This is a genomic window from Candidatus Sericytochromatia bacterium (genome assembly GCA_035285325.1).
GTDB lineage: Bacteria > Cyanobacteriota > Sericytochromatia > S15B-MN24 > JAQBPE01 > JAYKJB01.
The window spans coordinates 1-11,957 of sequence record JAYKJB010000071.1; the positions used below are offsets into that span (position 1 = coordinate 1).

Here is an 11,957-nt window from a genome sequence, read left to right on the forward strand (position 1 = left end):
GAGGCATTTTGAACTCCTTGGTCATAGACTGAATCACGAACCCTCAGTCGAGGGCCCGCACGGTGATCCGAAACTCCGCCTTGCGCACGTGTTCGAGCAAGGGCTGCTTGAAGGCCTGGTCCGCTTCCAGCGCCACGCTGCCACTGGCCTGCCAGACGCGCTCCCAGGGAAGATCGTCGAACAGGTCTTCCGGGAGACGCCAGCTGCCCTGCAAGGCATAGCTGAGGGGTCCGCTCAGGCCCACTTCCAGCGGCGTGCTCAGGGCCTGCCGCCAGGAAAATCCCGTCAGGGGCAGGTCGAGCGTCCAGGCCTGGCGCTGCTCCCCATCCGGTGAGACCACCTGACCAGAGGCCTGCAGGCGCAACACATCGAGCGACACCGCCCCGACGCGTCCGCGCGGCAGGTGACAGTGTGGCTCACAGGCAGTCAGGCGCAGGCTGGCGCGGCCCTCCCCCCCGAGGGCCAGGGCGGCAGCGCTGGGCGGCAGGCGCAGGAGCGGACGCGCCGCCGCGACGCCCCCACCCGCCAGCTGCGCCTCGATATCGGCGTAGTCGACCAGGGCCCCGTCATCGCGGTGGCAATGCCCACCGTGGCAGTTGCTGAAGCCGGGCGGCGGCCGGGTCGGGTCGAAGGCCCCGCCGGTGGCAGGCCCCGCAGCGGCCGCCTCACTGAGCAGGGTCAGCGCCCCCGGGCTAAGGCGAAGCCCCTCCGCCGCCAGAATCAGGCGGTTTCCCTGATTGGTTTTCCAGCGTCGCTGGTCATCGAAACGACCCTTCGGGGCGTCGAGCGCGAGTTCCAGACCCACTTCACGCACGGTCGCAAAGCCCGTGCCGGGCACCCAGGCACAGGCCCCCAGCATCGCGGCGAGCACCGCGCCACCCCGGCTCCACCGCCAAAAGCCTGCGTTCACGGCTTGAGCCCCGCATGGATCTTATCGACCATGCCGCTGAGGTAGTCGGCGTAGCGTTGCCCCTGGTCGAAGTCTGGCCCGCCGGGAAGCAGCACCTGCCTGGCGCCCACCTTGCTCGCCAGCAACTGACCGACGGCCGTCGGCCAGTACTCTTCTTGCAGGATGCCTTTGACACCCAGGCTGCGCATCTGGCCCAGCACCGTGGCCACGTGGCCGGGCGAGGGTGGAATGCCGGGTTTCGGCTCGAGCGTGTTGACCTGCTCGAGCCCCAACCACTCCAGCAAGTAGATGAGCGACTGGTGGTAGACCACCACCCGCCGATGCGCGGCGGGCAGGCGCGCAAAGCGCTTGGGTTCGCTCTCGGCAAGGCGGCGCAGTTGCGCCTGCAGCAGACGCGCCCGCTCGCGATAAGCGGCCCGCCGATCCGGATCGAGCGCGGCCAATCGCTCGGCCACGGCTGCTGCGACCAGGGCGCCGTTGCGAGGATCCACCATGTAGTGGGGGTTGCCGCCAGGGTGAATGTCCCCCATGGAGCGATCGATGCGCTGCTGGGGCACTTGCTTCAGCGGCACCACCGTGGAAGCGTCCAGCCAGCCGGTCATGCCCCCCGGCCCGCCTGGCTGGATGCGGGGATTGCGAGAGCCTGTGATCAGAGTAGGCAGCCAGCCGGTCTCCAACTCCAGTCCGGTCAGGAGCAAGAAATCCGCCCGGTTCATGGCCAGCACCAGATGGGGCCGCGCATCCACGAAGTGCGGGTCCTGCGAAGGGTAGGCCAGCGCCGTGACCTCCACGTCGGGGCCCCCCACTTCCCGCGCGACGCAGGCCAGATCCGGCAGGGTCGCGACGATCTTGAGCTTGGCCAGGGCTGCCTCGGCCGGCAACCAGACCGTGAGCGCCGCCACGATCCCCCAGATGGCCCGCGTGCTGAACATGGTGGTCCTCCTAAAACTTGTGGGCACCGTGCGCCCCCGTGACGGTCTCAACCGTCAAAAAAGTGGCATAAACGGGCTCCGGGCGCCAGCTGGCCCGGTCCATCGAGACCTGCCAGCGGAAGCGCGAAAACTCCGTCGGCCAGAAGGTCAGGTTGGCGGACAGCCGCCCCCGATCGCCGACCCAATCCGGGTCGAGCGGGTCACCGGGCAGCCCACTGACCAGTTCGTAGCGGAGCGCGGTGCCCCACTGCTGCGCAAATCGCCAGAAGAGCGAGGTATAGCCCCCGTGGTCGACCAGCAGCCCGCCTGGCACCTGACGCCGGCGGGTCATCGCCTCGGTGGTCCAGTTGAGCACATAAAAGGTGGAGCCCGTCAGCGGGCGCCACTTGAGGTAGACATCGGTGCCCAGCAGATCGGCGCGGTTGAAGCGCCCCGTGCCGTGCGGGCCTGTGGCGCCATTGAGCCCCCAGGCCAGCGACCAGTCCGGGCCCAGCGGGAAGAACTGGCGCAAGGAGGCCGTGGCCTGGGTATCGAGCGGGGAGCGCACGGACAGGATGTCGTTGCCCCAGAAGCTGCGGGCCGTCGCGCCACCCCGGGCGTCCGTCAGCGAGCCCACCAGTTCCACGTACCACGGCAGCGGCGCCAGCCAGGAAAGCTCTCCCCCCAGCCCCCGATTGCCCTCCCCTCCGAAAAACTTGCCGTTGGCGAGGGGTTGGTCGACAAACTCCCAGCTGTGCGGGTGGGACGCGTTGAGCCGTCCGAAACGGGTCAGAAACTGCCCCACGCGGGCTTGCAGGTCGAACGGAGCCATCAAGCTGGTGGCATAAGCCTCCTCGATTTCGACGCCGAACTGCGAGTACACCAGGTTGCTGTCGAAGCGCAGGAAAGGATCGACCGGCGCCCCCATGGCCAGTTCGAGCTGCTGCAAGTTGAAGCCGTTGGCCTTGGGATCGTGGCCGCCCAGCTGATCGGGCTCCGAACTGAAAGCGGCGGCGGCCACGTCCATGATCACGGAGATATTCGGGTTCATGTCCTGGAAGGTGCGGGCCACCGACACCATCGGCGCCAGACTGGCAGCCGGTTGCGGAACCGAGGGCACGGGTGGCGCTGAAGCCCCGGCCCCGCCGAGCAAGCGCTCCAAGTCGTCCATGTCGGTGGCCGAAACGCCCGATGGCAGCGGTGACGGGGTGGCGCTCGGCGAGGGGGAGACCTTCTTGGCGGCCAGCACGACGGGCGCAGGCGCCTTCAGCGGGTGTCGCGCTTCGTCTTCACAGGCGATCGCCCGGCCGCTCGCCCCGCCCCAAACACAGGCGAGACAGGTCCCCAGGCGCAGCCAGCGCATCGCGGCCTGGCGCTGGACTCGGGCTTGCCGCGCGACCGAGGAAGCGGCGCACGCGGCCCGCAGCGGGGTGGGCGGGAGAAAACTCGGAAACACGAAACTCACGGGCAAGGTTGGGTTCAGACCAAAAAATGCTATAGTATTGCATTAGCATCGTCAAGCGCGGGTCGCCCCCAGCGGTCGTTCTGACCGCGTCCCGGCACCTCGAAGCCCGGCAGGTCAGTCGGAGGCCCGCTTGACGCGCAGGCGTCACCGCCCTATCGTGACATGTCATAGTTTGGCGTCTTTCGCCCCTCCGGGATCCCCATGACCCTCGACAATACCCTGATGTACGGCCTGGTCACCGCCAGCACGACCATGGCCGGAGGGATGTGGCTGGCCTCCCGTCCCCGGCGCTGGCTGACGCACGAACGCCTGTCGGCCATGATGGCGCTGGGAGCGGGACTGCTGCTGGCCGTGCTCTTCTTTGAATTGCTGCCGGCCTCCCTGCATCAGGGCGACGAAGGCCGGGCCTTGACCTGGCTGTTTGGCGGCATTGTGGCCGTCATGCTCTTCGAGCGCTACCTGGCGCCTCACCTCGACCTGGTGGGGGACGAGGATGAAGTGGCCTGTGGACACGGGCACACCGGGCACCATGACCACGACCACGGGGAACACGGGCACGGGCACGTGCATGGCTATGCCCAGGAAGGGGTGGCCCAGGGTGAGGTCGCTCACGCCCACCTGCTCAGCCACGGGACGGCCTGTTCCGCGCTCGGATGCCTGATGGTCTGCACCTTCTTCGACGGCGTGGCGATGGCCGCTGGCTTCACGTTGAACTTCAGCATCGGACTGCTGGTCATGGTGGGCTTGCTGGCGCATATCCTGCCGGAAGGCATGCTGGCCGCCGCCGTGGTGCTGGCGGCCGGGCGCTCCCGGCGCCTGGCTCACCGTGCCGCGATTGCCACCGGAGCGGCCTTCCTGCTGGGGCTCGGGTTACCGCTCGCCCTCGGCGGGGCCACCGGAACGCTCGGCTTCGCGCTGCCACTGGCGGCCGGCGTGTTGCTTTACGTGGTCTTGGCTCAGTTGATCCCGGTGGCGTTGCGCACGGCGAACGGCGTGCCCCTGGTGCTCTCGGGGGCCGTGCTGTTCGGACTGCTCGAACGGCTGCTGCCGCATAGCCATTGAAGGTCGTGGGGCCGGCCGCGTTCGTCGGGCAGGGCCACAGAGAACACCGCACATGACCTCACGAAACCAGACCGAGCGTCCCATCGTCCTGGCTTCTCGGTCGCCACGACCGGCCTTTTGCCAGTCTGGCAGGCGCGCTTGCGTCACGGGACTGCTCACCACGCTTGGCTTGACCGCCTGCCTGAACGCCCGCCCCCTGACGGGTCCGCACGCGGTCCTGATCGTGGGCCCGCCCGAACCGCCGGCACGGGCCCCCCTGGTCGCAGCACCAGGGGTCACGCCCGCGCAGCCCCAGGCCACGCCGCAGCCCCCCGCGCCGTCCGCCTCGCCACTCCCCGTGCCCGCTCGGCCCGTTGGTGGGGCGGGGGGCAGCGTTCCGGACGGCCCCGTGACCTTGGGGTCGGTGCGCGCGCAGGAAGGCGCTGAGATACGCGCCCTGGCAGGCGCCACCATCATGACCACGGATGGGCGAAGCGTGCGCAGCGACGCGGACGGCCGGTTCCGCCTGCCGGGCCTACCGCCCGACGATGGCGTCTACATGGCCACGGCCCCTGGCTTCTCGGCCTCGACGATCGCCGGCTATCACGACGCCGCTCCCGTGCTGCACCTGCAGCCGCTGGTGACGACCGTCGTGACGTCCGGTCAGGCGGCGCTCGCCCCCTTGCGGGTGAGCGGACGCTGTGTCAGCCCGGATGGCAGCCCCCAGGCGGGCATTCTGGTCGTCCTGGGCAACGGAGCGGGTCTCAGTGCCACCCCGGCGACGACCCAGGCCGACGGCCGCTTCGAGCTGAGCCTGAACTTGCCGGGCGGCCAGATGACGCAGGGGACCCTGCTGGCGATCGACACGCAGGGACGCTGGGCCGCCTTCCTGAGCGGTCTGGCGCTGACGGGCCCGATCGATGTGCTGGACGGCGACGCGAACGCACCGGGGGACAACGACGTGGTGCTCCAGGCCACGACCCACACGCTGCGCCTCCAGGTCGATCGCCAGGGCCTGCCGGCGCCCGTCTACGCGTCGGTGGCGATGGTGGCCCCGGATGGCACCAGCCTCTCGCTGTTTGAAGAACCGCGACGGGCGACGATCGCCCCCTTGCCCGGCGTGCGCTATACCTTGCTGGTCGAGGCGAACGACCAGGGCAACCAGTATCGCAGCACGATCTTCCGTCCCAACCTGGCCATCGATTGGGCGCAGAGCCAGACCAGCCTGGTCGAGCAACTGCTGCCAGCCCCGGATTGGCAGTCCACCCCACGGCTGCAAGCGGGCGAGCGCCTGGCCTGGCAGCGTGTTCCCGGGGCCACGGGTTACCGGCTGGACATCCGGGGACGCGCCGATTCGGCGGCGTTCGCCTGGGAAGGGTTCACCACCGAGACGAGCCTGCCATGGCTGGCCCCGGACCTGCCTGCCGCAGGCGAATTCGATGTCGTTTTGACCGCCCTCGATGCGCCGGCCCTCTCGCCACGCGCGCTGGCCCAGCTTCGGCACCTGCGTGTCCCGGCTGGCGATCCGGGTTACCGCAAGAGCTCGCGCCAGTTGCGCCTGCGCCTGCCCTGAAGGCGAGGGGGAGGCGCGCCTCGCCCCTGCAACCGGCCGCGCTTGTGTTGCAAGGTACAGCCCCCCGGCCACGGCGCAGCCTAACATAAAGCCAAAGCCTTCCCCGGGTTGGAGCCTCTGGATTGCGTCTGCCCTCTGCCTCGCTTGGCCAACCGTTTGGCTGGTTCCTGCTGGCCCTGCTGTTGCTTGTCAGCTGCCGGGCCCCGTCCCCGTCCGGACCCGTGCGGCCGGAACGGCTGCCAAGGCTGACACTTGGGCAGACGAACGAAAGCCTGCTCCAGCCGCACAAGTTCGACTGGTCGAGCCAGCGCGTCAGTGCGCCGGCCGTCCAGGAGGCCCGGCAGAGCTGGTTCAAACAGGCCCAGCCCGCCCCCGGGCTCTGGCCCTTCCGGCTGCAGTCCTGGCCCCAGGCGACACCCGCCTGGCGATCGCCCGGGCAGAGCTATCCAGGCGTCTCCCTGGCCGCACTCAGCCAGACCGCGAGCCTGTCCGGCCTTGCCTTGAGCGCGGACGACACCCTGCCCAATGCGCCGGCCAGCACCTTCCTGACCCAGGCGCCAAGCCGCGAGCTCACGGATCGCGTGTTCTTTCTCACCCGCCAGGGCCGATTGCTCAAGCTGAAGCGAGACGATCCGCTCGACACACCGCGCGGCATCAACCTGAACAACACCTTCTCGCGCACCTACATCACGCTGAGTCCGCGCTGCGGGCGCGCCTACTGCCTGGCCGATGACGGCACGCTCTACGTGGTCGACACCACCGGCGCGATGCGCCTGCAGGCCACGGGAGACATCGGGGTGGCCGGCGGCACGCACGAAGGGTATGGCCTGGCTGCCGCCCTCGATCCGTTGATGTCGAGCCACGACGATGCGCTCGACACGCTGTTCGTGCCGCGCAATGACGGTCAGGTGCAGCAATACCTGGTGCAACCCGGCACCAGCAGCCTGGTGCCGCAGGCCACCCACATGGTGACCAACGCCGCGCCGATCGCGAATGCCCAATACAATCCGTCCAATCACCGCCTGATGGCGCCCTGTGTGGCGCTCGGGGGGACCCTCTTGCTGGGCGACACGGCGGGCCGCTTCATCCGGCACGACACCCGCAATCCGGCCAACTGCCAGCAGATTCCCGTCTCCCTGAGCGCGATCGAAGCGCCGCCGGCGATCGAGATCCAGGATGGCAGCTACAGCGGGCTCACGGACCGGCTTGGCCAGCCGGCGAATGTGGCGCTGTACGCCCCGCTGTATGCCTTTGTCAACGTCACGCAAAAGAACGGCCCGGTCTGCGCCTGGATCGATCTTCTGAGCGAGGCCGTCTGGTACTCCCGTCCCCTGTTCCTCGACGACCACGACAGCGACCCCCACGGCGACTGGTTCGCCTACGACTACCTGGCCAGCGACGTGACCCGCTACGTCGCCGCCGAAGACAGCCTGAACGTGGCCGACGACTACCTTACCCCCCTGCCTGGTGCGAGTGTGGCCTTCTCGCAGGATGTGGTGGCACCGGCCCTGGCCAACGTGGCGATCGCCACGGGCAGCGTGAGCCACTTCTCGACCGGAACGAGCCCGCCCGACGTCGCCTTCGACAAGAACGGGAAGCTGTACGTGACCAACGACAATGGCCTCTCCAACGGCTTCGTGCGGCGCTACAACCAGAGCGGCACGCTCGAAAAAACCTTCACCGTGCGCAAGAACCCCAGGGGCCTGGCCTACCATCCACTCGGCGACGCCGTCTGGGTGGCCAATTTCGGCGAATCCACGGCCGTGGCGGCTGGCCTGGAGCGCCTCAACGTCTTCTTCCCGAATACGGGCAGCTGCACGAGCTGCACCACCACCAGTGCCACCCGCATCAACCACAACGCGGTCGATGTCGCGGTGGACCCGGACGGGGTGGTCTGGTACGCCCACGCCAAGAACGACGACATGCACGAGAACATCCGCAAGCTCGATGCGTCGGCGACCGTCTCGGCGGCGACGCTGCCGGGCGGCTCGCGAGACATCCCGACCGATGCGCCGGGCCTGGCGATCGCCGCAGACCCCAACGGCGGGGCCGTCTGGGAGACCCTCAGCGACCCCAACCTGCAACTGGCCCGCGTCGACACCGCGCTGCTGACCGTCAGCCACTTTGCCGACCTGCTGCCGGGCGAAACCCCCGGAGCCCTGGCGGTGGGCCTGGACGGTACCGTCTGGGTGGCCTATCCGGAGGCCGACCGCGTGCGCCAGTTCGCTTACCAGGCGGGCAGCCTGACGACCCTGGCCGACTACCAGGTCAACGCCTGCAAGGGTCTGGTCGTCGACAACAGCGGCGCCGTCTGGGCCACCAGCGGGGATGGCAACGTGAAGCGCATCAACCAGGGCCGCATCGACCTGAGCATCGCCACCCAGAGTGATCCGCGCGGCATCGCCGTGGGCGTGGGGCGCCTGGCGATCGCCAACACCGGCGCCAACAGCGTCACGCAGGTCGGCACCAACAGCAGCGTGGGCGTGCGCAGCCTGCTGCGCTTCCTCGACAGCGCCTGCGACCAGGTGGCGACGGGATCGACCCTGGTCTCCGCCACGCTGGGCCTGCGCACCAATGGGCGCAGCACGTCTTGCTATCCCCCTGAGGTGTATCGCCTCGGGCGCCCCCTGCGCGAGGGTGCCAGCGGGGCCTTCGAGGCCGGAGGCACCACCCCCTGGTCCAGTCAACGCGGCCTGACGGCCAGCCAGGCCCCCGCCTTCACGGAGAACCTGGGGGCGCTGACGGGCAGTGCGAACGCCATCAGCGGCTTCACCGCCAATACCCCCTACAGCCTGGATGTGACCCGAGGGATGGCGCAGACCGTGCCGGTGCCCCACCATGCCTTCGGCCTGCGCTATGATGCGACGGTCACCGGAACCGACCAGATTTACTGGCGGGGGGGGCCCTTTCAGGCCTTCACCAGCGGCAGCACCCCGCCCCTGTTTGCGCCCCAGTTTTCAGCCGCCGGCAGCGCCAGCGGGGTGGCGGGGCCCAGTGATAGCCGCCCCTTGCTGACGCTGCGTTACAAGCGCCACCTGAACCCGCCGCTGGCCCCGGTGGCCACGGCCCCGATCATCGATGTCAGCAACGGCCGCCGGCGCGTCTACGTCTTCAACACCAACACCCTCTTCAGTCTCGACTTCACGACGCCTCAGACCTGGTGCGACACCGCCTATTCCACCGCAACCCTGAGCGGCACGCGCTACACCCGTTTCAACACGGCCCGGCTCGGGCGCCTGAGTGAAAACGGGGGGGCCACGCTCGACGGGGGCAGCCAGTACGTGCGCAACACCACCACGCCCGTCGTCAACTCGGACCTCAGCGCCATCTACGTCCTGAGCCAGCGTCCCAGCGGCGGCAGCAGCAGCGCCGAGTCCTTCGACTACGCCCTCTCAAAATTCAGCTTGCCGCTCGACCAGACCACCAGCGCGGACCGCATGGTCGCCGATGGCCCCAGCACCACGGTGTCGAACAGCTTCAGCCAGGGCGCCCTCAACAGCGAGGGGGGCAGCCCGGTGCTGCTGCTCGATCCGTTCGCGGCCAGCGGCACCAGCGGCGAGGGCCTCTACGTGGGGCTCGACGGCGCCCACAGCCTGTTTCGCTTCGCCCACTGAATCGCGCGGATCGGTCAAACGACCCAAGGGCTTTCAGCCCCCGTCCGCGCGGGTAAGTAAGAGAGGGAGCGTTCGCACGGATGGGACGCTCCGTCATGAGGTCCCGACGTGCCCATTCCAGCCTGGAATGCCACTCCCCACCGCCTGTTCCTGCTCCTGCTCGTGCAGCTCATCCTGCTCAGCTGTCAGCGCACGCCGCCCGTCCTGCCGGTGGCCCCAACGACGCGCCCCCCCACCCTCACGCTCGGACCCCGCACCGAAAACCTCCTGCACCCCAGGCGCATCGACTGGGCCACTCAGCAGATCAGCGCCCCCTCGCTCGTCGCCCAGCGGCAAAGCTGGCTCAAGCAACTTGCCGACGAGCGCGACCAGAGCAGCTACCGCCTGCAAGCCTGGCCAGACCCCGCCGCCAGCTGGACCGTCAGCGGAAACAGCTACCCCGGCATCACCCTCTCCGCCCTCAGCAACGTGGCGACCCTCTCGGGGGTGGCCCTCGGCAGCAACGACATCGTCACCAACGGCGCCGCCAGCACCCTCGTCGCCAGCAACGACCCCAACGAACTCCACAACCGTGTCTTCTTCCTCACCAAGGAAGGACGACTGCTCAAGCTCAAACGAGACAACCCGCTCGATACCCCGCGCGGACTCAACCTCAACAAAACCTTCTCCAGTACCTACGTCAGCCTCAGCCCCCGCTGCTCCCGCGCCTACCTGCTCGCCGACGACGGCACCTTTTTCGTCGTCGACACCCGCGGCGCCACCATGACCGTCCAGTGCTCCACCGACATCGGAGGGGGAGGCAGCACCAGCGAAGGAGAGGGCATCGCCCCCACCCTCGACCCCATCGTCTCCAACGATGCCGACCACCAGGACATCGTCTACGTCCCCCGCAATGACGGCCACGTCTTCAAGTACACCATCACCCCCACCACCTCCAGCCTCAGCGGCACCGACTACACCGTCGCCACCGCCACCGCCATCGTCGATTCCACCTACAACCCCTCAGGACACAAGATCTTCAGCCCCTGCGTCGTGCTCGACGGCAAGATCATGCTCGGGGACGGCGCCGGGTACTTCCACTACTTCAACACCAGCACCAGCACCGACAAGACCTACGCCATCTCGACCAGGGGCATCCTCACCCCACCCGCCATCGAGATTCAGGACGGCAGCTACACCGGACTCACCGACGCCAACGGCAACAGCACCACCGTCGCCACCAACGCACCCCTCTACGCCTTCGTCAACGTCACCCGCAAAAACGGACCCGTCTGTGCCTGGATCAACCTCGCCAGCGACGATGTCTGGTACTCCCGTCCCCTCTACCTCGACGACCACGACACCACCGATCGCTACGGCGCCTGGTTCGCCTATGACTACAGCGCTTCCGACACCGACCGCATCATGACCGCCGACGACAGCCTGAATGCCGCCAGTGACTATGCCACCAACCTGCCAGGGGCCACCCAGACCTACAGCAGCGACCATCTGTCGCCGGCCCTGGGCAACGTCAACTTGAATACCACCCCCGTGACGAGCTTCTCCGTGAGCCCCGCCCCGGAGGACGTGGTGGTCGACAAGGATGGCAAGATCTGGGTGTCGCACCCATCCACGAATCAGGTCAAGCGCTACAGCAAAACCGGCACGCTTGAGAACACCTACAGCGTCACAAGCCAGCCTGAGGGCATTGCCTACGACAGGACCAACAACTACATCTGGGTGTCCAATGCCAACGACGCGGCGAATGCGGATGGCACCCAGGACGTTCATCGCATCAACGTGAACACAAACGCCACCGCCGTGTTCGATGTGGCCTACAAGAAACCCAATGACGTGGCGGTAGGACCGGATGGAAGCGTCTGGGTCTCAGCCGACACGGGTACCCAGATCGCCAAGCTGGACAGCAACGGCACGAAGTTGGCGAACTACGAGATCGGCTTCACCCACAAGGGCGTCGCCGTCGACCCCTCCGGCAATGCCGTCTGGGTGACGGTCAGCGACGCTGGCACCGTGCAACTCGCCCGCATCGATGTGGCCTCCGGCACGGTCAAAACCTTCAACAACTCGAACGCCAACGGCACGAACTATTCACCAGGCTCGGCCCCCACGGCCATCGACGTGACCAGTCAGGGCAGCATTTGGGTGGCCTATCCCAGCGCCAACACCCTGAAGCACTACAGCTGGCCGGGCGGCAACGCGCTGACCACGCTGGCCACCATCACGGCCACGGGCTGCAAGGGCATCGTGGTCGACAACAGCGACGGGGTCTGGGTGACATGCTCGAACAACACCGTGCAGCGCATCCTCAACAACGCCATCAGCGGCTCCGTCACGGTGGGCAACGATGCACGGGGCATCGACATTGGCCCCTTCGGTCTGGCCTGCGCCAATGCAGGCTCATCGACCATCTCCATTTTCGGCAGCAGCAATTCGACCGGCGTCC

The 11,957-nt window shown here is 68.0% G+C and carries 7 protein-coding genes; 4 read left to right on the forward strand and 3 right to left on the reverse strand.

Going from position 1 to position 11,957, the window contains the following annotated elements:
• Nucleotides 1-43: 43 nt before the first annotated feature.
• Genes VKP62_09840 through VKP62_09850 form a run of 3 tightly spaced genes read right to left on the reverse strand, consistent with a single transcriptional unit; the run spans nt 44 to nt 3,286 of the window.
• Entirely contained in the window at nt 44-871 is an 828-nt protein-coding gene (locus VKP62_09840) for a hypothetical protein (GenBank protein MEB3197491.1), read from the reverse strand.
• A 35-nt stretch (nt 872-906) separates the two neighbouring features.
• Nucleotides 907-1,842 carry a zinc ABC transporter substrate-binding protein gene (locus VKP62_09845; GenBank protein ID MEB3197492.1) on the reverse strand — a complete coding sequence of 312 codons (936 nt, stop codon included), beginning with the start codon at nt 1,840-1,842 and terminating at the stop codon, nt 907-909.
• Between the two features lie 10 nt (nt 1,843-1,852).
• Nucleotides 1,853-3,286: a zinc-regulated TonB-dependent outer membrane receptor gene (locus VKP62_09850; protein MEB3197493.1), complete on the reverse strand. Its 1,434-nt coding sequence runs from the start codon at nt 3,284-3,286 to the stop codon at nt 1,853-1,855.
• A gap of 201 nt (nt 3,287-3,487) precedes the next feature.
• Here VKP62_09850 and VKP62_09855 point away from each other — a divergent pair, with 201 nt between their 5' ends.
• The 4 genes from VKP62_09855 to VKP62_09870 form a co-directional block, all read left to right on the forward strand.
• The gene (locus VKP62_09855) at nt 3,488-4,348 is read left to right on the forward strand and encodes a ZIP family metal transporter (protein MEB3197494.1); all 861 of its coding nucleotides are present in this window, start codon (nt 3,488-3,490) and stop codon (nt 4,346-4,348) included.
• A 52-nt stretch (nt 4,349-4,400) separates the two neighbouring features.
• Nucleotides 4,401-5,900, forward strand: a complete 1,500-nt coding sequence (locus VKP62_09860; protein ID MEB3197495.1) for a hypothetical protein — start codon at nt 4,401-4,403, stop codon at nt 5,898-5,900.
• A 122-nt stretch (nt 5,901-6,022) separates the two neighbouring features.
• Nucleotides 6,023-9,514: a hypothetical protein gene (locus VKP62_09865; protein MEB3197496.1), complete on the forward strand. Its 3,492-nt coding sequence runs from the start codon at nt 6,023-6,025 to the stop codon at nt 9,512-9,514.
• A gap of 108 nt (nt 9,515-9,622) precedes the next feature.
• On the forward strand, nt 9,623-11,957 hold a 2,335-nt coding region (locus tag VKP62_09870; protein MEB3197497.1), incomplete at its 3' end, for an NHL repeat-containing protein.

What these genes read in the sequence shown, in the direction of transcription:
- VKP62_09845 (MEB3197492.1), bottom strand. Translation starts at nt 1,842, where the DNA reads ATGTTCAGCACGCGGGCCATCTGGGGGATCGTGGCGGCGCTCACGGTC.
- VKP62_09855 (MEB3197494.1), top strand. Translation starts at nt 3,488, where the DNA reads ATGACCCTCGACAATACCCTGATGTACGGCCTGGTCACCGCCAGCACG.
- VKP62_09860 (MEB3197495.1), top strand. Translation starts at nt 4,401, where the DNA reads ATGACCTCACGAAACCAGACCGAGCGTCCCATCGTCCTGGCTTCTCGG.